The organism is Paraburkholderia sp. LEh10 (genome assembly GCF_017814945.1).
Taxonomy (GTDB): domain Bacteria; phylum Pseudomonadota; class Gammaproteobacteria; order Burkholderiales; family Burkholderiaceae; genus Paraburkholderia.
This window is the reverse complement of the sequence record NZ_JAGIPX010000052.1, coordinates 16,106-40,152: the sequence shown is the minus strand read 5'-3', so window position 1 is coordinate 40,152 and position 24,047 is coordinate 16,106. Positions and strand designations below refer to the sequence as shown.

Sequence of the window (24,047 nt, the reverse complement as noted above, 5' to 3'; positions counted from 1 at the left end):
CGCAATGAGACACGAACGGTTGCGCGCGGCAGGCCTCGTTCTGGCTGCTCTCATCGCGCTGGCCGGCTGCGGCGGCGGGGGCGGCGGTTCAAGCGTTTCGAACGCCTCCACCAGCTCACCAGCGCCGACGCCACCCTCGCCCGGCACAAGCGGCGGCGGCACCACCACGGCAAGCGCTCCCGATTCGACCAGCACGCCTGTGGCCACGGTGCCTCAATCGACGGTCCCCAACGTTCACCCGATCGTCGTCACGTCGACGCCTACCCAAACCCGCAATATGCTCACGACGAGCGTGACCGTATGCGCACCGGGCACGTCGAACTGCACGACCATCGACAACGTCCAGGTCGATACCGGCTCACAGGGCCTGCGCTTGCTCGCGTCCCAATTGCCCGCAAGCCTCACGTTGCCCGCTGTATCCAGCACGTCTGCCGCCGGAGCAACGAACGGCGTCAGCGCAGAATGCGGTGTGTTCGGCACAGGATACACGTGGGGCGCCGTGCGCACGGCCGATGTCCGCATGGCCGGCCAGCTCGCCTCGGGCATCTCGATACAGGTGATCGGCGATCCGTCCGTTCCTGCCGCGCCATCAGAATGCGCAGCCTCGGGCTTGCCGATGATGACGCCCACCACGCTGCGCGTGAAGGGCATTCTCGGCGTCGGCCTGTTTTCCGCCGATTGCGGCGGCGCGTGTATCGTAGCAGCGGCGCCCCGCTGGTACTACGCATGCGACCAGACGGGATACTGCACATCTAGCGCGCAACCGCTCAACAAACAGGTCACCAACCCCATCAGCCGCTTTGCGCTCGACAACAACGGCATCGTGATCGATCTGCCCGCAGTCGGCCCAAACGGTGCGGCGACCGTGTACGGATCGATGATCTTCGGCATCGGCACGCAAGCCAACAACACGCTTGGCAACGCGACCGTACTGAAAGCCAATTCCATCACAGGCTATGTGACTACCTCCCTGAACGGACAACCGTATTCGCAGAGCTTTATCGATAGCGGTTCGAACGGAATGTATTTTCCGAGTACGACGCTCACGCGTTGTGGGTTCTGGTGGTGCCCGTTGTCCGAGCAGACGCTCGCTGCAACGTTGACGGGCACCGACGGCACATCGGCATCGTCAACGTTCTCGATTGCCAACGCGCAAACGCTGTTCGCCACGCAAAACTATGCATTCAACAACGTCGGCGGCCCCTCGACCGCATTCGATTGGGGGCTGCCGTTTTTCTTCGGACGGCGCGTCTACACTGCAATCGAGTCGCGACTCACGTCTGCTGGCAACGGCCCCTACTACGCGTTCTGAGCCCTGTAATGAAGCGCATGCCCGACCCAAGCCGCGAACCCAGGCGCGTGTGCCGTGAAGCGACTGCACGGCAACGCGCCTGCTTTACGCGACGACTAGTTGCCGAGCACGATGCCAATGCCCGCGCGCACAATCGTGCTGTTACTGCCGGAAGTCGCTACGCCCGCATTGAGGTTGATCGTCCCCTTCTCGTTCCAGCGCGACACGCCGAGGCCGAATGCCGCCTGTCCGCGATAACCAGCGACACCCGCATTGAGTGTCGTACGCCCCGGCAGATACGGCGTGACGATCTGCAATGCCGATGCGGACGCGATCCCTTTACGGGTGCTCCGGTCGAGATCGTGAATCGACTGGTTGGTCTGATCGACGGCGGCATTCAACTGATTCAGGTTGACGGCATCCGTGCCGCGCGTGCCCGGCGCGACATTGACGATCTGCCGCTCGCTGCCCGCCTGGCCAACCGATACGGCATTCGCTCGATCTGCAACGGAACCCGCGCCCAATGCAACCGCACCATCGGCGACGGCCTGGCTACCTGCTCCGAATGCCGAAGCATTGGCGCCATTGGCGATGGCCTGCGCGCCCACAGCCGTAGCCGTGACGCCGTTCGCCTGAGCGCCCGCACCGAATGCAGCCGTCTGGTCGCCGTTCGCCACGGCGCCCGCGCCGACCGCCGTCGCATGCGTTCCCGTTGCAGTTGTCGATTCGGTGCCGACGTCGCCGTTCGTGCTCACAAACGGCATCCCCGTGCCCGATATCTGCACATTGGCGACCTGGCTCAGCATCGCGTTCAACTGCCCGAGATTGACCGCGTCGCTGGCCAGCACGCCGTTCGCCAGATTGTGTATGACCGTACCGCCCGCCACGCCCTGTCCCAAGGTCACGCTTGAATAGTCGGCATGGCCGCCGGCATTGTCGTACACCACTGCGCCCGTCACAGGACCATTGCCGCCGACGAGCCCCGCCCGCTTCAACTGCGCAACATTGACGGCATCGGTGTCCGCCGTGCCTGCCGCGACATGCGTGATCTGCCGTTCACCGCCCGTCGAGCCGACCGACACCGAGTTCGCGCGATCCGCCACTGCATTGGCGCCGAGCGCCACCGAGTTCGCAAACGCGGCCTGCGCGCCACCGCCGATCGCGACTGATTCGGCACCCGTGGCAAGCGAATCGGCGAGCGTGGAATTCGCGTGGAAATAGCGCGGCTCGATACCAACGTCGATCATGTTCCCGAGTGCGACGTTGAGGTCGTCGATTGCACGGGTATTGCTCGTGACCCGGCCGTCGAGATTGCCGAGCGCGTCGCCGACATTGCGAAACACGCTGCCGCCGATCCGATATGTCGGCGCGACAACCGTTCCGTCCGCGGCGACCGCCGCCCCGCCGCCAAGCGCAGATGCCACGCTCATCCCCAGACCGTACAACTGGCCGCCGTTGATCGCATCATGGCTGCCGGCATTGATGGCGCCATTGTCGACGTTGCCGAGCCGCACTGGCGCGCCGGCCGTCGCGCCGCCCAGCGTGACGACATCATGCGCCGAAGTGTCGTAGGTCACCGCATCGGCGGTACCCGATGACACCGCCTGCCGCAATTGACCGACGTTGACCGCGTCGGTGTCGGCCGTGCCCGCGCCTACGTTGACGACCTGCCGCTGCAGCGTCGCGCTGCCGACCGACACCGTGTTCGCCCGGTCAGCCTTTGCGTTCGCGCCCAACGCCACGGCGCCGCTCGCGACGACCGAACTGCCCGAACCCAGCGCCAGCCCTTCGACGGCGGCCATAGCCGCGAACGCGTTTGCGCCGATGGCCGTGGAGCGCTGCCCGGACGCCAGCGACATCGAGCCGAGCCCGAGTGAATCGGCGCCATCCGCACCCGCCATGTAGCCGATCGACACTGCCCGGCTCGCATCAAAGCCCGTCGACGCACCGTAGCCGATCACCGTCGCATTGATGCCCAATGCTGCGGACCGCGAGCCCACTGCTGTAGACCCGCTGCGACCGGCAGCCGCGCCCGCACCCGTGGACAGCGAAAAGTCTCCCGACGCACTCGCGGACGGCCCGATCGCCATCGTGTTCATATCGTTCGATACCGTGGTCGGCGCCCCCGTCGTGACGTTGTTGCTTACTGCGATGAAGTCGGTAACGGCCGCGTGCGCCCCCGGCGCCCATGCCATCGCGCCCAGACTTACGGCGAAGGCCATGCCCGCGCGCCCTCGGCGCCCCACTCGCCCTTGTGCGCGAACCGACAACGAAGAAATCCATGCGCGCCGATTGCGCACCACGCTTTGCAAATTGCTCATCTGATACCTTGCTACGGCTAACCACTTCGCTCCCCAAAAAACGGCATCGTTCGGCACGCCCCTTTTGTTTCGGATACCGAATCATTACGGGCAAGGTATTCGACGAAAAACTGAACCTACGCTCCGGAGGATGCCTCCTACGTACCGTCACTTCTTCGATGTCGGTTACGACCGGCAAATCCTACGGAGACCGGTAAGTCTTCAATACAAGAAAACTCCCAAAGTCAGATTGTTTCGATTTGCTGGGATGAAGCCGCGCAAACGGCGCGCGGTCGTGGCGCGCCGCATCGGCAAATAGGGAGAATGAACAGGCAAGACCGCGCGTGATCGCACGCGCGCCACGCGGCACGCAATCGCGCAACACAGGCATTCCGGCAGGTCGCCGACCCGGCTTGCTACGCGCCGCCGCCCGCCAGCACCTGTTCGAGGGCCATCGAACGCGCCGCTTCCTCGGCGTCCTCAGGCGTGTCGAACACGCTGCCGGAGACGTGGACCTGATGCCACTCGGGTTTGTCGGCGGCGTCGCGGAAGATCCGAAAGCGCGCGCAGTAGCCGCGCGGCGTGACGGGGATCACGTCGATATCGACGGATGCGCCTTCAATCTGATGTCTGACAAAGCCGTCCATGCTGCCCTCCTGACGCCTGCCTAACCTGCCAGCATTAACCAGAATATCACGCGGAAATCCCGGCATCAGGGGTTCCGGGCGGCGCGTGCGTGCATCATGCACGATGCCTGTCACATCACTCGTCCGTGCGATCGACGGTGGACGGCGAACTCGCCTTTACGAGGCTTGCTGGAGCAAGCCAGCGGAACGCGCTCAGGCCGTTTGCGTCATAGGTGCATTCCACTGCGGCGGGCACCACAGTCGTCTTCGGCTTGCTGCTGGCGAGCGCGGCCGCGAGGGGCGCGAGTAGACCCGCTTCGATGATGTTCGTATTGGGCGGCGTCGCAACGGCCGCTTCGGACGCCGTCTGCGGATGCTCGAGCGTGCCCTCGACGACGACGCGGCTGCCGCGAATCCCCGTGCCCGTGTGCAGGATCTTCAATGTGTCGGCGGCGGAAAGCTCGCTCGCCGACTGCCGCATCATCCGCTCGCATGCGCCCGTGTTCGTGTACACGGCCGCGCACCCCGCGGACAAGGCAGCGGCAACCATGCAGCAGGCGATAACGGGAATGCGGGTCTTCATCGGTCTTCCGTAATTCGGGGCGACGGCCATTGTAGCGTAGCCTTCCGTCGCCGGCATGAAGGGCGAAGCCGACGCAAAAAACAAGGGCGCCCGCAGGCGCCCTCGCAGCCGGACATCGGCCCATGCGATCAGTCCGCCCAGCTGTCCGGCAGACTCTGCGTGAGGGTCGACACGAAGCTCACCGTTTCCGGCTGCTTCGGCCGCGTGAAGATGTCGCGCGAATGGCCCTGTTCGACGATCGAGCCATTGCTCAGAAACACCACGTTGCGCGCGATCGACGCCGCGAGCCGCAAGTCGTGCGTCGCCATCAGCATCGTCATGCCTTCCTTCGCGAGCTGGCGCAGCACTTCGACCACTTCGGCGGCAAGCCCGGGATCGAGCGCGGACGTCGGTTCGTCGCACAGCAGCACTTCAGGCGAAGGCGCGAGCGCCCGCGCAATCGCGACGCGCTGCTGCTGCCCGCCCGACAGCGTGACGGGCCATGCATCGGCCTTGTGCGCGATGCCGACTTTCTCGAGCAACTCGATCGCCCGCTTGCGCGCGCGTTCCTTGTCCCACTTCTGCACAGTGATGAGCCCTTCCATCACGTTCTCGATCACCGTGCGATGCGGGAACAGCTGAAAATTCTGGAACACCATGCCCGTGCGGCGGCGAATCGCGAGCACCGCTTCCTTCGACGGCTTTTCGGTGCGGCTGAACTGAATGCGCCGATCGCCGAGTTCGAGCGAACCGGCTTCGGGAATCTCCAGCAGGTTCACGCAGCGCAACAGCGTGCTCTTGCCGCTGCCCGACGGGCCGATGAGCGCCGTCACGTTGCCCTGTTCGAGCTTCAGATCGACGCTGTTCAGCACGCGATGATCGCCGAAGTACTTTTCGATTTTTTCGAGGCGGATCATCGTTCAGCTACCCGACGTGAAAAGCGCATGACGGCCGAAGCGGCGTTCGAGGCGCACCTGCGCGGACGACAGCACTGAACTGAACACGAGATAGATCAGCGCGGCTTCCGTATAGAGAATCAACGGCTCGTAGGTCACCGACGCGATGCGCTGCGCGGCCTGGAAAATCTCCGGCACGGTCAGCACGGCCGCGAGCGACGTGTCCTTCACGAGCGCGATGAACGAGTTCGACAGCGGCGGCAGCGCGACGCGCGCCGCCTGCGGCAGGATCGCGCGGCGCAGCGCCTGCGCGCGGGTCATGCCCATCGAGTAGGCGGCTTCCCACTGCCCTTTCGGAATCGACTCGATCACGCCTCGGATCACTTCGGAGTTATACGCGCCGACGTTCAGCGAAAAACCGATAATGGCCGCCGTCAGCGGATCGAGCACGATGCCGACATTCGGCAAGCCGTAGAAGATGACGAACAGCTGGACGAGCAGCGGCGAGCCGCGAAACAGCCACACGTAGAAACGCACGATCGCCACCGACCACCCCGGGCCGAACAGCCGTACCAGCGCCACGATGAACGCCAGCGCGAGACCGACGGCGAACGACACGAGCGTCAACGGCACGGTGAACACGAGGCCCGCGTACAGCAGAGGCCGCAGCGATTCCCCCATCAGGTGCAACCATGCAGGCATGATTCAGGCTCGCCTTTGCGCTTACTTGGAGACGTCTTTGCCGAAGTACTTGGCCGAGATCTTCTCGTACGTACCGTCGGCCTTCATGTCGGCGAGCGCCTTGTTGATGGCGGCTTGCAGGTCGGGATTGCCCTTGCGGATCAGCACGGCCGAATGGTCCGAGCTATCCGATCCGGTGTCGACGGCGGCGATCTTCACCTTCGCGTCCGGCTTGTGCTTCTTGAAGTCGAGGAACGACAGCGAGTCGTTGACCGTCGCGTCGACGCGGCCCGAGGTCAGCAGATCGATCGATTCATTGAAGCCCTGCACGGGCACCACTTCCGCGCCATGCGCTGCGGCGATCTTGCCGAAGTTGCTGGTCAGCGTGTTGGCCGACTTCTTGCCCTTCAGGTCGTCGAAGCTCTTGATCGCGGTGTTGTCCGAACGCACGATCAGCGCGGCGTGCGACACGATGTACGGCTCCGAGAAGTCGTACTTCTGCTTGCGCGCGTCGGTGACGGCCACTTCGTTGATCACGGCGTCGTAGCGGTTCGCGTCGAGACCGGCGATCAGGCCATCCCACTTGCCTTCGACGAACACGGGCTTCACGCCCAGGCGTTTGGCGATTTCGCGGCCGATTTCGACGTCGAAGCCCGTCAGCTGGTTCGAAGCGTCGTGGAACGTGAACGGCGCGTAGGTGCCTTCCGTGCCGATCTTGAAGGCGCCTGCGGACTTGATCTTCGCGAGGTCGTCGGCGGCGAATGCAGCCGTTGCCGTCGCAACCTGCAGCAGGCCGATCAGCAGAAGGGATCGAATCGACTTCATAGGGTTGTGCTCCGTGGTTTGTTTTGTCCGGTTATGCGTGTGTCTGCCGGAACACCCGTCCGGCAGCGTGCGCGGACTCTAGCAAACGGTCCATGTTTCCACAACGCATTTCGAGGCTTATGGATATGCCGCGGCGGAATAAACTAGACCGAAACAATGGGCTTGGCAATGCGCAAGTATACGGTGGCCGGCCAAACCCCTGCAGCGCATGGGGCCTTCGCGCGACGTGCGCCGCCGGGATGGCGCCCGGGTCGCGCCCGGGTCGCCGATCATTGCGACCACCGCGAGGCGCGCAAGCATACCCGAAAAAAAGAACGGCCGCTCGCCGCACGAAAGCGGCAGCGGCCGGTGCGCGCGTTGCGGCGCGAGCGGGCTGAGAGGCGGGCTGAAAAGCGGGCTCAGAAGCGGGCTGAGCAGCGGGCTGAGCAGCGGGCCGACAGGCGGGCCGGGGCCCGCGCGGGCTCAGCGCTCCACGGGATGCGGCTCCTTCAGCTTGTTCGCGACCCGCACGGCGTCGTAGTAGGCGGCGTTCGGCGGGCGCTTCAGGTATTGCCCTGCGCCGCGCTCCGCGCTCAGGTCGCCATCGGCCCATGCGTGCGCGCCGCGCGTGAACGTGTGCATCGCGACGCCCTGCACCGTCATCCCTTCGAACACGTTGAAGTCGACCTTCTGATGATGCGTCTTCACCGAGATCGTCTTCGTCGCGGCCGGGTCCCAGATGACGAGATCCGCATCCGCGCCCGCCTGCACCGCGCCTTTGCGCGGGTACAGATTGAAGATCTGCGCGGCGTTCGTCGACGTGATGCGCACGAACTCGTTCGGCGTGATGCGTCCTTTGTTCACGCCTTCGTGCCACAACACCGACATCCGGTCTTCGACGCCGCCGCAGCCGTTCGGGATCTTCGTGAAGTCCTCGCGACCCATCGCCTTCTGCGACGCGCAGAACACGCAATGATCGGTGGCCGTGGTGTGCAGCTGGCCCGATTGCAGGCCGCGCCACAAAGCTTCGCGATGCTCGCTCGTGCGAAACGGCGGGCTCATCACATGCGCGGCGGCGCGCGTCCAGTCGGTATCGCGATACACGGATTCGTCGATCACGAGATGCCCCGGCAGCACTTCGCCGAACACGCGCTGCCCCTCGTTGCGCGCGCGCGAAATCGCCTCGACAGCCTCTTTAGCCGACACATGCACGATATACACCGGCACGCCGAGCACCTGCGCAATTCGGATCGCGCGATTCGCCGCTTCGCCCTCCACTTCCGGCGGACGCGACAACGGATGCGCCTCGGGTCCCCTGAAGCCCTTCGCGAGCAACTGCTTCTGCAACTGGAACACGAGCTCGCCGTTTTCCGCATGCACGGTGGGCAGCGCGCCGAGTTCGAGCGAACGCGAGAAGCTGTTCACGAGCACCTCGTCGTCGGCCATGATCGCGTTCTTGTACGCCATGAAGTGCTTGAAGCTCGACACGCCATGCTCACGCACGAGCGTGCCCATGTCGCGATAGACGGAATCGTCCCACCACGTCACGGCGACATGGAAGCCATAATCCGCCGACGCTTTCTCCGCCCAGCCGCGCCACTCCTTGAATGCGTCCATCAGCGGCTGTTTCGGGCTGGGAATCACGAAGTCGATGATGCTCGTCGTGCCGCCCGACAGACCCGCCGCCGTGCCCGTATAGAAGTCGTCGGTGGCCGTCGTGCCCATGAACGGCAGTTCCATGTGCGTGTGCGGGTCGATGCCGCCCGGCATCACGTACTGGTCGTGCGCATCGACGATCTTCGCGCCCTCGGGCGGATCGATCGTGCGGTCGATCTGCAGGATCGTGCCGCCGTCCTGCGGGTCGGCGATCAACACATCGGCTCGGTGCGTGCGGTCAGAATCGATAATCGTGCCGCCGCGAATCAGGGTTGTCATCGGTTGCCTCCTCCGTCAAATCATGAAATGAAATCCAGATCACGCGCTCGCCATGCTCGCGCCGGGACTGCGGCGCAGCTTCATCCATGTGCCGTACACGACGGATGCGAGCGCGAGCCCCACGAACCACGCATACGTGTAGAGCGTATTGAGGAACGCAGGCACATTGGGAAACGATGCGGGGAACGCGGTATGCAAAAAGCCCGGCAGATTCGGCAGCACGCCCACCACGAGCGCGATGACGGCGGCCATGTTCCAGCCGCCCGTGTAGCTGTATTCGCCGTTTTCTTCGAACAGTTCGCGCCGATCGAGCCGCGTGCCGCGAATGAAGAAGTAATCGACCATCAGGATGCCCGCAACCGGGCCGAGCAGCGCCGAATAGCCGACGAGCCACGTGAAGATGTAGCCTTGCGTCGTCGCGAGAATCTTCCACGGCATCATCACGATCGCGATGGTCGCGGTGATCAGCCCGCCCGTGCGATACGAAATGCCCTTCGGCCATAGGCTCGAAAAGTCGTACGCGGGGCCGACGAGATTCGCCGCGAGATTGCAGCACATCGTATCGAGCGTGAGGATGATGAGCGCGACGCCGACGCCAATGCCCGTCATGCGGCTCGTCAGATCGATCGGGTCCCAGATCGCCTTGCCGTAGATGACGACGGTGGCCGACGTCACGACCACGGAGATCACCGACAGCAACGCCATCGGCACCGGCAAGCCAATCGACTGGCCGACGATCTGATCACGCTGCGTCTTCGCAAAGCGCGTGAAGTCGGGGATATTCAGCGCGAGCGTCGCCCAGAAGCCAACCATTGCCGTCAGCCCCGGCCAGAACGTCACCCAGAACAGCCCTTCCTTCTTGCCGCCAGGCGCGAATTGCGAAGGCGCCGACAGCATCGAGCCGACGCCGCCCGCCTTCGACGTTGCCCACCACACCAGCGCGATGCACATCACCACCTTGATCGGCGCGGACCAGCTTTCTAGCCAGCGAATCGAATCGGTGCCGTGCACGATGAAATAGAGTTGCAAAGCCCAGAACGCGAGAAAGCACGCAAGCTGGGCCACCGAGATGTCGAGCAGCGGCAGGGCCGCGCCGTGCAGTGCATTGCCCGTCAGGATGTTAAGCAGCGTATAGATCGCGCTGCCGCCGAGCCACGTCTGAATGCCGTACCAGCCGCACGCGACGATCGCGCGCAGCAGCGCGGGCAGCTTCGCGCCCTGCGTGCCGAACGACGAGCGCACGAGCACCGCATAGGGAATGCCGTGCTTCGCGCCCGCATGGCCGATCAGCAGCATCGGCACCAGCACGATCATGTTGCCGAGCAGGACGGTGAGCACCGCCTGCCACGGCGACATGCCCTCTTCCGTCAAGCCGGCCGCTAGCATGTATGACGCGATGTTCATCACCATGCCGACCCATAGCGCCGCGAAGTGATACCACTTCCACGTGCGCTGCGCGGGACCTGTCGGCGCGAGGTCGTCGTTATAGAGACTGCTGCCGTGAGCGACGGCCGTATGCGACGCGTCGGCGGATTGCGCTGTTTGCTTCATCGATGGATCTCCACTTGATCGCTCGTTGACTGCTCGTTGACTGCGCGTTGAATGGCGAGGCCCGCGCGTTCTCTCGTGTGCCTGATGAACGCAACGGGCCGCAACGCAGCCGGCGTGTCAGGCCGCTTTCGCCGCCTGCCGTGCTTCGGATTGCGCTTCGGTCGATTCGGGCGCGTCTGCACCCGCGCGCGCGGGATTGTTCGGATGCGTCGTCCAGTTTGCATACTCGCCGCTATCGACGCGTTCCATCGTGATGCACTGCTCGACGGGACACACATGCATGCAAAGATTGCACCCGACGCATTCCGCATCGATCACTTCGAAGTGACGCTTGCCGTCCTTTTCGCGCGTGATCGCCTGGTGCGACGTGTCCTCGCACGCGATGTGGCACAGGCCGCACTGGATGCACTTGTCCTGATCGATGCGCGCCTTGATGTCGTACTTCATATTCAGGTACTTCCAGTCGGTGACGTTCTGCACCGCGCGGCCGCGAATGTCGTCGAGCGTCGCGTAGCCCTTTTCGTCCATCCAGTTCGACAGGCCGTCGGCGAGATCGGACACGATGCGAAAGCCGTAATGCATCGCCGCCGTGCATACCTGCACGCTGCCCGCGCCGAGCACCATGAACTCAGCGGCATCGCGCCACGACGAAATGCCGCCGATGCCCGAAATCGGCAGGTTCGGCGTTTGCGGGTCGCGCGCGATTTCGGCGACCATGTTCAGCGCGATCGGCTTCACGGCGGGGCCGCAGTAGCCGCCGTGCGTGCCCTTGCCATCGACGGTCGGAATGGGCGCCATCTGGTCGAGATCGACGGCGACGATCGAGTTGATCGTGTTGATCAGCGAGACGCCGTCCGCGCCGCCCTTGTATGCGGCGCGCGAGCCCATGCGGATATCGCTGATGTTCGGCGTGAGCTTGACGAGACACGGCAGCTTCGTGCCTTCCTTCACCCAGCGCGTGACCATCTCGACATACTCGGGCACCTGGCCGACAGCCGCCCCCATGCCGCGCTCGCTCATGCCATGCGGACAGCCGAAGTTCAGCTCGACGGCATCCGCGCCCGTGTCCTCGACGAGCGGCAAGATCCATTTCCAGTCGCGCTCGTTGCACGGCACCATCAGCGACACGATCAGCGCGCGATCGGGCCAGTCGCGCTTGACCTGCGCGATCTCACGCAGATTGACGTCGAGGGGGCGGTCGGTGATCAGTTCGATATTGTTCAGGCCCGCGATGCGCTGGCCGTTCCATTGCACCGCGCCGTAACGCGAGCTGACGTTGACCACATGCGGATCGAGCCCGAGCGTCTTCCATACGACGCCGCCCCAGCCCGCCTCGAACGCGCGGTTCACGTTGTAGGCTTTGTCGGTCGGCGGCGCGGACGCGAGCCAGAAAGGGTTCGGCGAAGTAATGCCGGCAATCGTGCAGCGTAGATCGGCCATGTTCGGCTCCGTGGGGTTCGGTGTTGTCTTGACGTTGCGTGCCTGGGGGTTCGCGCTCGCGTTTCACGCGGCCTTGACGGCCGCGGGCGCAAAGGCCGCGTCGATGGATGCCGCCGCGAGCTTGCCGTCCTGCACGGCCTGCACCGTCAGATCGATGCCGCCTGACGCGGCGCAATCGCCGCCCGCCCAGACCTTGTCCAATGACGTGCGCATGTCGGCATCGACGGCGATGCGGCTTTGATCGAGCGTCAGCAGTTCATGACCGATGCCGACGGTCACGAGCGTCTGACCAATCGCTTTGAGCACCATGTCGGCTTCGAGCGTGAAGCGCTCCGCGCCGCCGTCCGTTGCGCCGCGTTCGAACTCGACGCCTGTCACGGTTCCATTGCTGCCCATCAACCGCACCGGCTTTGCATGTGTGACGAGCGTCACGCCCTGGGTCTGCGCGAACTCGCGCTCGGCCCACGTCGCGCTCATCGATTCGACGCCGCGCCGGTACACCATCGTCACGCTCGTTGCGCCGAGCTTGCGGCTTTGCACGGCTGCATCGACAGCCGTATTGCCGCCGCCGATCACGATCACGCGGCGCCCGACGGGCACGGCCGCGAGGTCTCGCGCCTGCCGCACCTGCTCGATGAAATCGACGGCGTTCATCACGCCCTCCAACGCTTCGCCTTCGAGTTCGAGCGCGCGCACACCGGCCAGACCGACGGCGAGAAACACGGCGTCGTGCTGCTGGCGCAGCGCCTCGAGCGTGACGTCGCGGCCCAGCGCAACGCCCGTTTTCAGCTCGATGCCGCCCACCGACAGCAGCCATTGCACCTCGCGCTGCGCGAAGTCATCGACGGTCTTGTACGCGGCAATCCCGTACTCGTTGAGGCCGCCGCCTTTGTCGTGCGCGTCGTAGATGGTCACGCGATGACCCGCCACCGCAAGGCGATGCGCGCACGCAAGGCCCGCGGGTCCGGCGCCGACCACGGCCACATGACGCCCGCTATCCGCCGCGCACGTGAACCGCACGGCGTCGCGCGCCATGGCCCAATCCGTCGCATGACGCTGCAATGCACCGATCGCGACGGGCTTCGCGTCCTGATGATTGCGCACGCATGCGCCTTCGCAAAGAATCTCGGTCGGACACACGCGCGAGCACATGCCGCCCAGCGGATTCGCCGAGAGAATGTCGGTCGCGGCCCCTTTCAGGTTGCCGTTGCCGATCTTGCGGATGAAGCTGGGAATATCGATCTGCGTCGGGCACGCCTGCACGCACGGTGCGTCGTAACAGTAGTGACAGCGGCTCGCGGCTGCCGCGGCGGCAGTGGGGTCGAGCAGCGGCGCAATGTCGGCGAATTCGCACGAAAGCTGGTCGGACGATAGACGGTGTGCCGCGATGTCGCCCGTTTGCTTGATGGCCATATGCGTTCCTTCGTCAAAGTGAGGACATAGCCGTGCCGCCGGCTTCGCGTGAACGAAGCCGGGACGGCGTGTTGTATGGGTGCAGCGTTAAAGCGTCAAAGCGAATTCAGGGTCTTACGATGCAGGCTCGCAAGCGCGCTCCAGCATCGCGTGCAGCAATACGTTCGCGCCCGCCTCAATCCATTCGGGCGTCGCGTCTTCGATTTCGTTGTGACTGATGCCGTCGACACACGGCACGAACACCATCGATGTCGGCGCGACTTGCGACAGGTAGCACGCGTCGTGGCCCGCGCCCGACACCATGTCGCGATGCGGATATCCGAAGCGCCCGGCAGCGTCGCGCACGGATTTCACGCACGCTGCGTCGAACCTGACGGGCTCGTAGTAAAAGATCTGCTCGAGTTGCGTGTCGAGGCCGATGCCAGCCGCGATCTTCGCAACGCCTTCGCGCAGCTCGGCGTCCATCTTCGCGAGCACGGCATCATCGGGATGGCGGAAGTCGACGGTGAAGAACACGCGGCCCGGAATCACGTTGCGCGAGTTCGGATGAACCTGCATCATGCCGACCGTCGCGCACGCGAGCGGCGCGTGATCGAGGCCGATCCGGTTGACGAGATCGACGACGCGCGCGGCGCCCAGCAGTGCGTCCTTGCGGCGCGGCATCGGCGTCGGGCCCGCATGCGCTTCCTGGCCCGTCAGCGTGATCTCGTACCAGCGCTGTCCTTGCGCATCCGTGACGACGCCGATCGTCTTCTGCTCCGCTTCGAGTATCGGCCCCTGCTCGATATGCAGTTCGAACGCCGCATGCAGTTGACGGCCGCCGCACGGCACATCGCCCGCATAGCCGATGCGCTTCAGCTCCTCGCCGATCGTCTTGCCGTCGACGTCCTTGCGCGACAGCCCATAGTCGAGCGTGAAGACGCCCGCGAACACGCCCGATGCGACCATCGCAGGCGCAAAGCGCGAGCCCTCCTCGTTGGTCCAGATCACCACTTCAATGGGATGCTCGGTCTCGATGTTGCGGTCGTTGAGGCTGCGGATCACTTCGAGCCCGCCGAGCACGCCGTAGATGCCGTCAAAGCGGCCGCCCGTCGGCTGCGAGTCCGCGTGCGAGCCTGTCATCACGGGCAGCGCATGGGGGTTCGTGCCCGCGCGCCGCATGAACACGTTGCCCATCTGATCGACGCTGACCGTGCAGCCCGCCTCCTTCGCCCAGCTGACGATCAGGTCTCGCCCCTGCTTGTCGAGATCGGTGAGCGCGAGACGGCATACGCCGCCTTTTTGCGTCGCGCCGATTTTCGCCATCGTCATCAGGCTCTCCCACAGCCGTTTGCCGTTGACGGTAATCGACGTATCGAGTCCTTGTTTCAACGCTTCGGATACCGCATTCATTCGTCTTGCTCCTCTGGATCAACACGTTTTGCAGTCCAACTGCGAGCGGCCTTTCGACAACTCGCGACGATGTGAAACTGGTGCATCGGCGGCACGTATCGATTCGCTTTGGGGCATCCGCGCACACGCGGCGTGCATGCTGCGAATGGCGGCCGTATCACGGTAAACCCTGGCTCGCGCGCCCTTTGCGAATCCTGTCCGATTGGACAGGTTGTAGCCGATTAAAATCATCAAATCAATGTCTTTTGTGCGGGCAGATACGAAATCCTTCGAGAGCGAGAAGCGTGCCATTGCAGCGCAGCATGGCTTTTCGACCGTACAGCGATACGTCGCGAACGTTCATCCGATCGCGGCGCGAGGGGCTAGAATGAAGCGCGACGCGGCAGCGAGGCCAACGATGAGACACGACAAGCCAGTGGAAGAAGAGGCAATGATCGGGACCGAAAACGACGAAGCGCCCCCGCCTTTGCGGCGGCGCAAGGCTCACATCCGCGAGAGCAACGAGGCGCATCTTCTGGCGTGCGCGGAGGCGGTTTTTGCGGAGCGCGGCTTCGAAGGCGCGAGCACCGCGATGATCGCCGAACGCGCAGGCTTACCGAAGGCCAACGTCCATTACTACTTCCCGACGAAGCTCGCGCTCTATCGGCGCGTGCTCGAAGACCTGTTCGAAGACTGGCACCGCGCAGCCAACACGTTCGAAGCGAGCGACGATCCCGTCGCGGCGATCGGCGGCTATGTGCGGGCGAAGATGGAATTGTCGCGGCGCCGGCCGCTCGGGTCGAAGGTGTGGGCCAACGAGATCATCCACGGCGCGGAGCACATGAACGACATTCTCGCGCAGCGCGTGAAGCCCTGGCTCGATACGCGCGTGACCGTCATCGACGACTGGATCGCGCGCGGATTGCTCGCGAACGTCGATGCGCAGACGCTGATGTACATGATCTGGGCAACGACGCAGCACTACGCGGACTTCGACGCGCAGATACGCGCGCTGGGCGGCAAACGGGCGTTGTCGCCAAGGGCCTTTGACGCCGCGACGGAACAGGTCGTGCAGCTCGTGATTCGTGCGTGCGGGGCGCGGTCTCCTGCTGCGAAGACCTGAGCGCCGTCACGCGCTCAATACGTCTCCAGATGCAGGCGGCCTTCGCGCTTGAGCCTTTGCCACAGCGCGTCCCATTCGAGACCATGCTGGTCGGCGATATCCTTCAGCGACTGCAGCACGCCGTCTTCCATGCCCTTCAGTCCGCACACGTAGGTGTACGTGTTGTCGTCCCTGAGCAGTTGCGCGACGTCGGCGGCGCGATCGCGCATCGCGTCCTGCACATAGCGCTTGCGTTCGCCGGGCGTGCGTGAGAACGCGAGGTTCGTGTCGATGAAATCTTTCGGCAGATTCGTCAAGGGGCCGAAGTAAGGCAGCTCTTCTTTCGTGCGCGCGCCGAAGAACAGCATCAGCCTGCCCGTTGCGCCCTTCAGCCTGCGCCGGCGCCGATACTCCGTCATTGCGCGCATCGGCGCCGAGCCCGTGCCCGTGCAGATCATCAGCAGATGCGAGTTCGGATGATTGGGCATCAGGAACGTGCTGCCGAACGGGCCGATCACGTTGACGACGTCGCCCTTCTTCAGGTCGCACAGGTAGTTCGAGCACACGCCATTGGTCGCGTTGCCCACGTAATCCTGCGTCACGCGCTTCACGGTCAGCGACACGTTGTTGTAGCCGGGCCGCTCGCCATCGCGCGGGCTCGCAATCGAGTACTGCCGCGCATGATGCGCGCGTCCGTCGGCGGCGCTGCCGGGGGGTAAAATGCCGATCGACTGGCCTTCGAGCACCGGGAACGGCATCGCGCCGAAATCGAGCACGATATGATGGATGTCGCTTTCCGTCGACTCGTCCGTCAGCCGATAGTTGCCGACCACCGTCGCCGTCGTCGGGTTCCTGTGCGTGTAGAGATTCACATACGGACGCGCTGCCGACCACGGCGGCACCACCGCGCCGCGCACCGTGTCGACTTCGATGCCTTGGGCTTCGTCAGTGCCGCCGCCGCTGGCGGAGGCTTCGTTCGCAGGCACTTCAGCGGATGACGGCAACGCCATCGTTCCCTGTTCGGGCAACACGTCCCACGTGTACTGCTCGTCGATGCTGTACGCGTCGGCCTTCAGCACCGAGCGCCAGTTGTCGATCGCGCCCGTCGGGCACGGCGGCACGCAGGCCATGCAGCCGTTGCACACGTCCGGCTTCACGACGTAGTTCGTGCCGTCGTGCGTGATCGCATCGATCGGACAGGTCTCTTCACACGTGTTGCAGCGAATGCAGATTTCCGGATCGATCAGATGCTGCTTCAGGATTTCGATCGGTACGGGCGCGTTCATAATGACTGTCTCCTGCTTCCGCCTTTCGTTTTGCCTTTGCTCTTGCGCGATGTTCAGTTGAAGCGCACGTATTCGAAATCGACGGGTTGACGGTTGATGCCCATCGCGGGCGGCGCGATCCAGTTCGCGAACTTGCCGGGCTCGGCGACGCGCCCCATCAGTGAAGCGACGAATGCGCGGTCTTCGGCCGTCGGCAGCCACTTCGCTTCGTTCGCGGCCCATTCGGCTTCGCCGAGCACACGGCCATCGGGCGCGACGCGCGTGCCCGCAAAGGTGCCGATCTGCCGGTTGAAAGCCTTGTGGGGCACGGTCAGCCGGAAGTCGATGCCGGCCTTCTCCAGCACCTTGTTCCAGCGCCCGACGCCCGCGACGGAGTCCTTGATGTAATCGTCGCGCAGCACTTCGTTCATCGCGTTGAGCATCGGCACTTCGCGCTCGACCAGCTTGCCGTCTTCGACATCGAGCAGCTTGTAGCTCTGATGCTTCAATTGATGGTCGTCGTCGCGCTTCGTCTCCTCATAGCGGCCCTTCAGGCCGGAGCTATAGAAGATCGCCGCATTCGACGACTGATCCGCGCCGAACAGATCGATCGTCACCGAGTAGTGGAAGTTCAGATAGCGCTGGATGGTCGGCAGATCGATCACGCCGGCTGCGCGAAGTCTGCTCGCGTCGTCGGTCTTCAGTTCGTTCATCACCTGCGCTGTGCGCTGCACGACACGCGACACACCCGACTCGCCGACGAACATGTGATGCGCTTCTTCCGTCAACATGAATCTGGTCGTGCGCGCGAGGGGATCGAAGCCCGACTCGGCCAGCGCGCTCAACTGGAATTTGCCGTCGCGGTCGGTGAAGTACGTGAACATGAAGAACGCGAGCCAGTCCGGCGTTTTTTCGTTGAACGCGCCGAGAATGCGCGGGTTATCGTCATCGCCCGAGCGGCGGCCGAGCAGCGCTTGTGCTTCCTCGCGCCCGTCGCGGCCGAAATAGCGATGCAGCAGATACACCATCGCCCACAGGTGCCGGCCTTCTTCGACATTCACCTGAAACAGGTTGCGCAGATCGTAAAGCGATGGCGCCGTGAGTCCGAGATGACGCTGCTGCTCGACGGACGCCGGCTCCGTATCGCCCTGCGTGACGATGATGCGGCGCAGATTCGCGCGATGCTCGCCGGGCACGTCCTGCCACGCGGCTTCACCCTTGTGCTCGCCGAAATGGATCGTGCGGTCCTGCTCGCCCGGCGTGAGAAAAATGCCCCAGCGATAGTCGGGCATCTTCACGTAGTCGAAGTGCGCCCAGCCGCCCGGATCGACGCTCGTTGCCGTGCGCAGATACACGTCGAAGCCGTGCGAGCCGTCGGGGCCCATGTCGCCCCACCATGACAGGAAATTCGGCTGCCATTGTTCGAGCGCGCGTTGCAGCGCGCGGTCGTCGGCGAGGTTGACGTTGTTCGGGATCTTGTCGCTGTAGTTGATCGTGGACATGTCGGTTCCTTGGCGCGGTGCGTGTTGGGTCTGGCGTGCGGCGCGTATCGGCTGGCTGGAGCGCGATGACGCCGGCAGTGACGTGGCGATGTCGTGAACGGGATGTTGTTTGGGCTCAGACGCGCGACACGTCGAATTGCGCCTTGCTGCCCTTGCCGTACACCTTGAGCGCGCCCTTCTCGCCCACTGCGTTCGGCCGGTTGAAAATCCAGTTCTGCCATGCCGTCAGGCGGCCGAAGATGCGCGTCTCCATCGTCTCGCGGCCATTGAAGCGCAGATTCGCTTCCATGCCTGTCAGCGCATCGGGCGACATCGCCGCGCGTTCTTCGAGCGCGATGCGGATTTCGTCGGCCCAGTCGATATCGTCCGGCGACGCGGTCACGAGACCGAGGCGCTCCGCTTCCACCGCTTTCACCGGCTGGCCGATCTTCGCGCGCGCTGCGTCGAGCGGTTCGGCTTCTTCGTAGAAGCGCCGCGCGAGCCGCGACTGATGCGTGACCATCGGATACAGCCCGAAGTTGACCTCCGACAGCGTGATGGCAGGCTCCTCGTCTTCGTTCGCGGGCAGCGCGGCCATGTAGGTACGGTCCGCGGCAAACGCGAGCTCGGCGAACGTGCCGGCAAAGCATGAGCCCGGTTCGATCAGCGCGAACAGCGAACGCGACGACACGTCGATGCGCGCCAGCGTGCGGCGCAACAGACCGATCGTCTCGCGCACGAACCAATGGTCCTTGTGCTGAAGCAGCGCGGCGTCGGCGGCGAGCACTGCGCGCGCATCGCCTTGCGTCTTCAGGATCCATGTGCCGATGTCGAGTTCGTTCGTGCGCATCGACAGAATCGCATCGTCGAGCTCGCGTGCGAATTGCAGCGGCCACCAGTTCGCGCCCTTCGCAACGATGGCATCGATATCGCGCGGCTGTTCCGTCGTCGGCGCTTTCGCCGTGAACGTGGCCGTGCGCTTCGCGCGATCGATCGTGACGTCGAGCGTCGCGTAGATCAGGCCGTCCTCGCGGTCCGTGCGCTCGACACGCGTGAGCGTCACGCCCTTCGCATCCGCGGGACGATCGCTTTGCTGCGCGAGTTCCAGCGCGCGCGCCGCAATGGCCTGCTCGAACTGGTTCGGCTTCACGACTTCATCGACGAGTCGCCACTCCTTCGCCCGCGCGCCGCGAATGCCCTCGACCACGGTGCAGAAAATATCGGCGCGATCGTGCCTGACCTTGCGCTTGTCGGTGACGCGCGTGAGGCCGCCCGTGCCGGGCAGCACGCCGAGCAATGGCACTTCCGGCAGCGCGACGGAAGACGAACGGTCGTCCACCAGATAGATCTCATCGCAGGCGAGTGCCAGTTCATATCCGCCGCCTGCACATGCACCGTTCACAGCTGCAAGAAACTTCAGGCCCGAGTGACGCGACGAGTCTTCAATGCCGTTGCGCGTTTCGTTCGTGAACTTGCAGAAGTTGACCTTCCATGCATGTGACGACAGCCCGAGCATGAAGATGTTTGCACCCGAACAGAACACGCGGTCCTTGAGGCTCGTGAGCACGACTGTGCGTACTTCGGGATGCTCGAAGCGAATGCGCTGGAGTGCATCATGCAATTCGATGTCGACGCCCAGATCGTATGAATTCAATTTCAGCTTGTAGCCGTCACGGATGCCGCCGTCTTCGGCGATATCGATGCCGAGCGTGGCCACCGGGCCGTTGAACGCGAGCTTCCAGTGCTTGTATTGCGATGGATCGGTGCGATAGTCGACTCGCGCGACGGCGGTGTCTGCCGCGGGCATGGCTGAGGACATGGGCGTCTCCTGGAGCAGATGCAGATTGTTTTAAAGAACAATAGTGCATCATCTCACCCATGTAAAGCACTTTATTTCATATTGCCGGGTTATCCCTGCCTCTTGCGAGGCGGCCGACCGAATGCATCAGATTTCGTCGCCCAGTTCGGCAGCAAGGCGCGCAGCGAGTCGATCGCGCAGTTGCAGGTACGCGTCGGCAAGCGTGCGCTCGCTGGTGTCGAACGTCATGTCCGCGCGGCCATACAGTTCGCCGCGCCCCGCAAGGATGCGCTTGAGATCCTCCATCGCCTCCTTGTTGCCCGACATCGGCCGCAGATCGCCCTGCGCGACGACGCGGCGCATGTGCTCCTCGGGGCTCGCCTGCAGCCACACGGTAAAGCAGTGCGCAAGCAGCGTATTGAAGGTGGCTGGCTCCGACACGAGGCCGCCCGGCGACGCGATCACGGCGCGCTCGTGCTCGCCGATCACGGCTTCCAGCGCCCGCTGCTCGTAGCGGCGATACGCGCTCGCCCCGTATAGCGAATGGATTTCCGACGGCGGACAGCCAGCCATCTGCTCGATCACGCGCGTGATCTCGATGAACGGCACCTTGCGCTCCTGCGCGAGCATCCGGCCGAGCGTCGATTTACCCGCGCCGCGCAGTCCGATCAGCGCGATGCGGTCCTTGCGGTGTGGGTCGCGCGGCGCCTGCGCGAACATCTCCGAAAGCGCGACGCGCGCACGTTGCAGCGCCGCCTGGTCGCGCCCTTGCAGCAGCTCGCGGATCAGCAGCCATTCGGCCGACGACGTGGTTTCGTCGCCGATTACTTCGGCGAGCGGGCAGTTCAGCGTGGCCGCGATCTGCCGTAGCACCAGCACCGACGCGTTGCCGACGCCCGATTCGAGGTTCGCGAGATGCCGCTCGGACAAGCCCGTCTCCGACGCCAGCGTCTTGCGCGTCATGCCGCGGCGCGCACGCAGCAGCCTCACGCGCTCGCCCATCGCGGTCAGAAACGGATCGCGCTCTTCGCGCTCCGCTTTGTGCGCGTCATCGTCGGCACGAGGCGCGGACGCAGCACTGGCCGTTACAGCTGAGTAATTTTGGTTCATGTCGCGAAGCCTCATCGCTTAGGTATATGTACTATAGTGCTTGACATGCTCAGGGTGAACGGTTAATTTTCGCCGCATATCGCAGCAATAACAACGCCGACAGCCCTCGTCCGGATGGCATAGGCGAAATCGGAGACGATCGGTCATACGGCGCATGAACTAAGGTGCGTGTCGGCCGGCAGCAACTATCTTGCATGCGACCAGAGCGAGGCATCGGATGGGCACACACCCGCTCGGCACGCGATCTTTGGTCGACAGGAGGCAAGCATGTCCCCTCAAGAATTTCAGCGTCTGGTTGCAGGCGTGACCGCGCGACTGGCGGACCGTCCACTCGACGCATCGCTCGCCGCATGGCTCAACGCGACCTGGCCTGCGGGCAGCGACACCTGGCGCGAGCTTGCCGACGCATGCCGCACGGGCGTCGCCGAAGGGTGGCTCTGCAACCGCGAGCATGGCGGCATCCGCTATGGCCGCGTCATCAAGCCGACGCCGGATACGCATGGCTTTTCCGTCGATGTCGTCGACATGCAAGACATTGCCGGTCCGCATCACGTGCATCCGCACGGCGAAATCGATCTGATCATCCCGCTCACAGAAGGCGCGACCTTCGACGGTCATCCGGCCGGCTGGTGCGTCTATGCACCGGGCAGCGCGCATCGGCCGACCGTCGCGCACGGTCAGGCGCTGGTGCTGTATCTGTTGCCGCAAGGTGCAATCGAATTCACACGGGACGCCGCGTCCGCCTGACACGCGACTTCGCCCCGCACGCCACCGCACACCCGACAATCACGGACGCCGCCTCAAATCGCCGGAGGACACATGGAAGCCCTGCTGCAAACGCGCGCCAGCCATCCGGCGCCGCACGTCGAAGCGCCGCCCGCGCAATTCAACTTTGCGGCACATCTGTTCCGGCTCAACGACGTGCGCCCGGACAAGCCCGCCTACATCGACGATTCGGGCATTGCGACCTACGCGCAGCTCGAAGAGCGCGCGCGACGCTTCGCTGCCGCGCTGCGCTCGCTGGGCATTCATCCCGAAGAGCGCATCCTGCTCGTGATGCTCGACACGATCGAATTGCCCATCGCGTTTCTCGGCGCGCTGTACGCAGGCGTGGTGCCCGTCGTCGCGAACACGCTGCTGACGGCCGCCGACTATCTGTACATGCTCACGCATAGCCACGCGCGCGCCGTGATCGCGTCGGGCGCGCTGCTGCCGGGCGTCGAGACGGCGATGCGCGAGGCCGAACACGACGGCTGCCTGCTGATCGTCTCGCAGCCAGTGCGCCTCGATCCGCCGCCGGCGTATGTGCTGAACCAGTTGATCGATGGCGCCGAGCCGTCGATGAAGCCGAATGCATGCAGCGGCGACGACATTGCGTTCTGGCTGTATTCATCGGGCTCCACCGGAAAGCCGAAGGGCACCGTCCATACGCACGCCAACCTGTACTGGACGGCCGAGCTGTACGCAAAACCGATACTCGGCATCGGCGAGCAGGATGTCGTGTTCTCGGCCGCCAAGCTGTTCTTCGCCTACGGTCTCGGCAATGCACTGACATTTCCGCTCTCGGTCGGCGCGACGGCCGTGCTGATGGCCGAACGCCCCACGCCCGACGCCATCTTCAAACGCCTGGTCCAGCATCGGCCGACGATCTTCTACGGCGTGCCCACGCTATACGCAAACATGCTGGTATCGCCCAACCTGCCACCGCGCGAGCAGGTCGCGATGCGCATCTGCACGTCAGCCGGCGAAGCACTGCCACGTGAGATCGGCGAACGGTTCACGGCGCACTTCGGCTGCGAGATCCTGGACGGCATCGGTTCGACCGAGATGCTGCACATCTTTCTATCGAATCGCGCAGGTGAAGTCGAATACGGAACGACGGGCCGTCCAGTGCCGGGATATGAAGTGGAGTTGCGGGACGAAACGGGTCATTCCGTGCCCGACGGCGAAGTCGGCGATCTCTTCATCAAGGGGCCGAGTGCGGCCTTGATGTACTGGAGCAATCGCGAGAAGTCCCGCGCGACCTTTCTTGGCGAATGGATCCGCAGCGGCGACAAGTACTGCCGTCTGGCGAACGGCTGCTATCAGTACGCGGGCCGCAGCGACGACATGCTGAAGGTCAGCGGCCAATATGTGTCGCCCGTCGAAGTCGAAATGGTGCTCGTGCAACATACTTCCGTGCTGGAGGCGGCCGTCGTCGGCGTCGATCACGGCGGACTGCTGAAAACGCGTGCGTTCGTCGTGCTGAAACAAAGTGCCGATGCATGCGATGCGCTCGCCAACGAACTGAAGTCGTTCGTCAAAGGCAAGCTCGCGCCGCACAAGTATCCGCGCGATATCGTCTTCGTCGACGATCTGCCGAAGACGGCAACAGGTAAGATTCAACGCTTCAAACTGCGAGAACAGCTAAAAGGCTGACGA

The 24,047-nt window shown here is 64.1% G+C and carries 19 protein-coding genes; 4 read left to right on the top strand and 15 right to left on the bottom strand.

From position 1 onward, the window contains the following. Positions 1-4 precede the first annotated feature (4 nt). The gene (locus J8I87_RS32145; protein WP_209936216.1) at positions 5-1,312 is read left to right on the top strand and encodes a DUF3443 domain-containing protein; all 1,308 of its coding nucleotides are present in this window, start codon (positions 5-7) and stop codon (positions 1,310-1,312) included. A 95-nt stretch (positions 1,313-1,407) separates the two neighbouring features. On the opposite strand, the gene J8I87_RS32140 is transcribed toward J8I87_RS32145, so the two are convergent. From J8I87_RS32140 to J8I87_RS32090, 11 genes are all read right to left on the bottom strand, one after another. After that, positions 1,408-3,513, bottom strand: coding sequence for a YadA family autotransporter adhesin (locus J8I87_RS32140; protein ID WP_245254320.1), 2,106 nt, complete (start codon positions 3,511-3,513; stop codon positions 1,408-1,410). Between the two features lie 494 nt (positions 3,514-4,007). Next, the gene (locus tag J8I87_RS32135) at positions 4,008-4,238 is read right to left on the bottom strand and encodes a hypothetical protein (protein WP_209936214.1); all 231 of its coding nucleotides are present in this window, start codon (positions 4,236-4,238) and stop codon (positions 4,008-4,010) included. 115 nt (positions 4,239-4,353) lie between these two features. Further along, on the bottom strand, positions 4,354-4,800 hold the full coding sequence (locus J8I87_RS32130) for a hypothetical protein (protein WP_209936213.1): 447 nt from the start codon (positions 4,798-4,800) through the stop codon (positions 4,354-4,356). A gap of 128 nt (positions 4,801-4,928) precedes the next feature. Next, complete coding sequence (locus J8I87_RS32125; RefSeq protein ID WP_209936212.1) at positions 4,929-5,696, bottom strand: amino acid ABC transporter ATP-binding protein; 768 nt, start codon at positions 5,694-5,696, stop codon at positions 4,929-4,931. Positions 5,697-5,699: 3 nt separating this feature from the next. Further along, on the bottom strand, positions 5,700-6,377 hold the full coding sequence (locus J8I87_RS32120; protein ID WP_209936211.1) for an amino acid ABC transporter permease: 678 nt from the start codon (positions 6,375-6,377) through the stop codon (positions 5,700-5,702). Positions 6,378-6,398: 21 nt separating this feature from the next. Then, positions 6,399-7,181: an amino acid ABC transporter substrate-binding protein gene (locus J8I87_RS32115; RefSeq protein ID WP_209936209.1), complete on the bottom strand. Its 783-nt coding sequence runs from the start codon at positions 7,179-7,181 to the stop codon at positions 6,399-6,401. 462 nt (positions 7,182-7,643) lie between these two features. Continuing rightward, complete coding sequence (gene hydA / locus J8I87_RS32110; RefSeq protein ID WP_209936208.1) at positions 7,644-9,095, bottom strand: dihydropyrimidinase; 1,452 nt, start codon at positions 9,093-9,095, stop codon at positions 7,644-7,646. A 39-nt stretch (positions 9,096-9,134) separates the two neighbouring features. After that, on the bottom strand, positions 9,135-10,646 hold the full coding sequence (locus tag J8I87_RS32105; protein WP_209936207.1) for an NCS1 family nucleobase:cation symporter-1: 1,512 nt from the start codon (positions 10,644-10,646) through the stop codon (positions 9,135-9,137). 117 nt (positions 10,647-10,763) lie between these two features. Further along, positions 10,764-12,086: an NAD-dependent dihydropyrimidine dehydrogenase subunit PreA gene (preA, locus tag J8I87_RS32100; protein ID WP_209936206.1), complete on the bottom strand. Its 1,323-nt coding sequence runs from the start codon at positions 12,084-12,086 to the stop codon at positions 10,764-10,766. 63 nt (positions 12,087-12,149) lie between these two features. Beyond that, a complete protein-coding gene (locus J8I87_RS32095; protein ID WP_209936205.1) occupies positions 12,150-13,499 on the bottom strand; it encodes an NAD(P)-dependent oxidoreductase in 1,350 nt (449 codons plus the stop codon). A gap of 114 nt (positions 13,500-13,613) precedes the next feature. Beyond that, positions 13,614-14,891, bottom strand: coding sequence for a Zn-dependent hydrolase (locus J8I87_RS32090; RefSeq protein WP_209936204.1), 1,278 nt, complete (start codon positions 14,889-14,891; stop codon positions 13,614-13,616). Positions 14,892-15,258: 367 nt separating this feature from the next. Between J8I87_RS32090 and J8I87_RS32085 the strand changes: the two genes are divergently transcribed. After that, the gene (locus tag J8I87_RS32085) at positions 15,259-15,993 is read left to right on the top strand and encodes a TetR/AcrR family transcriptional regulator (protein WP_209936202.1); all 735 of its coding nucleotides are present in this window, start codon (positions 15,259-15,261) and stop codon (positions 15,991-15,993) included. 14 nt (positions 15,994-16,007) lie between these two features. Here the strand turns inward: J8I87_RS32085 and boxA are convergent, their stop codons facing one another. The 4 genes from boxA to J8I87_RS32065 all read right to left on the bottom strand — a co-directional run bounded on the left by boxA (position 16,008) and on the right by J8I87_RS32065 (position 21,626). Next, positions 16,008-17,258, bottom strand: a complete 1,251-nt coding sequence (boxA, locus tag J8I87_RS32080; RefSeq protein WP_209936201.1) for a benzoyl-CoA 2,3-epoxidase subunit BoxA — start codon at positions 17,256-17,258, stop codon at positions 16,008-16,010. A 53-nt stretch (positions 17,259-17,311) separates the two neighbouring features. Then, positions 17,312-18,739, bottom strand: coding sequence for a benzoyl-CoA 2,3-epoxidase subunit BoxB (gene boxB, locus J8I87_RS32075; protein WP_209936200.1), 1,428 nt, complete (start codon positions 18,737-18,739; stop codon positions 17,312-17,314). Between the two features lie 115 nt (positions 18,740-18,854). Further along, positions 18,855-20,525, bottom strand: coding sequence for a 2,3-epoxybenzoyl-CoA dihydrolase (gene boxC, locus J8I87_RS32070; RefSeq protein ID WP_209936237.1), 1,671 nt, complete (start codon positions 20,523-20,525; stop codon positions 18,855-18,857). Between the two features lie 138 nt (positions 20,526-20,663). Beyond that, on the bottom strand, positions 20,664-21,626 hold the full coding sequence (locus J8I87_RS32065) for a helix-turn-helix transcriptional regulator (RefSeq protein WP_209936199.1): 963 nt from the start codon (positions 21,624-21,626) through the stop codon (positions 20,664-20,666). Between the two features lie 267 nt (positions 21,627-21,893). Here J8I87_RS32065 and J8I87_RS32060 point away from each other — a divergent pair, with 267 nt between their 5' ends. Both J8I87_RS32060 and J8I87_RS32055 read left to right on the top strand, forming a co-directional pair. Beyond that, positions 21,894-22,373, top strand: coding sequence for a DUF4863 family protein (locus tag J8I87_RS32060; RefSeq protein ID WP_209936198.1), 480 nt, complete (start codon positions 21,894-21,896; stop codon positions 22,371-22,373). 72 nt (positions 22,374-22,445) lie between these two features. Further along, on the top strand, positions 22,446-24,044 hold the full coding sequence (locus tag J8I87_RS32055; protein WP_209936197.1) for a benzoate-CoA ligase family protein: 1,599 nt from the start codon (positions 22,446-22,448) through the stop codon (positions 24,042-24,044). The last annotated feature ends 3 nt before the right edge of the window (positions 24,045-24,047 follow it).

Bases quoted from the DNA above. Each gene is read 5' to 3' on its own strand.
- boxA (WP_209936201.1), bottom strand. From the start codon at position 17,258: ATGAACGCGCCCGTACCGATCGAAATCCTGAAGCAGCATCTGATCGAT.
- hydA (WP_209936208.1), bottom strand. From the start codon at position 9,095: ATGACAACCCTGATTCGCGGCGGCACGATTATCGATTCTGACCGCACG.
- J8I87_RS32105 (WP_209936207.1), bottom strand. From the start codon at position 10,646: ATGAAGCAAACAGCGCAATCCGCCGACGCGTCGCATACGGCCGTCGCT.
- boxC (WP_209936237.1), bottom strand. From the start codon at position 20,525: ATGCCCGCGGCAGACACCGCCGTCGCGCGAGTCGACTATCGCACCGAT.
- J8I87_RS32145 (WP_209936216.1), top strand. From the start codon at position 5: ATGAGACACGAACGGTTGCGCGCGGCAGGCCTCGTTCTGGCTGCTCTC.
- J8I87_RS32055 (WP_209936197.1), top strand. From the start codon at position 22,446: ATGGAAGCCCTGCTGCAAACGCGCGCCAGCCATCCGGCGCCGCACGTC.
- J8I87_RS32065 (WP_209936199.1), bottom strand. From the start codon at position 21,626: ATGAACCAAAATTACTCAGCTGTAACGGCCAGTGCTGCGTCCGCGCCT.
- J8I87_RS32140 (WP_245254320.1), bottom strand. From the start codon at position 3,513: ATGGCCTTCGCCGTAAGTCTGGGCGCGATGGCATGGGCGCCGGGGGCG.
- J8I87_RS32120 (WP_209936211.1), bottom strand. From the start codon at position 6,377: ATGCCTGCATGGTTGCACCTGATGGGGGAATCGCTGCGGCCTCTGCTG.
- J8I87_RS32090 (WP_209936204.1), bottom strand. From the start codon at position 14,891: ATGAATGCGGTATCCGAAGCGTTGAAACAAGGACTCGATACGTCGATT.
- J8I87_RS32115 (WP_209936209.1), bottom strand. From the start codon at position 7,181: ATGAAGTCGATTCGATCCCTTCTGCTGATCGGCCTGCTGCAGGTTGCG.
- J8I87_RS32125 (WP_209936212.1), bottom strand. From the start codon at position 5,696: ATGATCCGCCTCGAAAAAATCGAAAAGTACTTCGGCGATCATCGCGTG.
- boxB (WP_209936200.1), bottom strand. From the start codon at position 18,739: ATGTCCACGATCAACTACAGCGACAAGATCCCGAACAACGTCAACCTC.
- J8I87_RS32060 (WP_209936198.1), top strand. From the start codon at position 21,894: ATGTCCCCTCAAGAATTTCAGCGTCTGGTTGCAGGCGTGACCGCGCGA.
- J8I87_RS32085 (WP_209936202.1), top strand. From the start codon at position 15,259: ATGAAGCGCGACGCGGCAGCGAGGCCAACGATGAGACACGACAAGCCA.
- preA (WP_209936206.1), bottom strand. From the start codon at position 12,086: ATGGCCGATCTACGCTGCACGATTGCCGGCATTACTTCGCCGAACCCT.
- J8I87_RS32135 (WP_209936214.1), bottom strand. From the start codon at position 4,238: ATGGACGGCTTTGTCAGACATCAGATTGAAGGCGCATCCGTCGATATC.
- J8I87_RS32095 (WP_209936205.1), bottom strand. From the start codon at position 13,499: ATGGCCATCAAGCAAACGGGCGACATCGCGGCACACCGTCTATCGTCC.
- J8I87_RS32130 (WP_209936213.1), bottom strand. From the start codon at position 4,800: ATGAAGACCCGCATTCCCGTTATCGCCTGCTGCATGGTTGCCGCTGCC.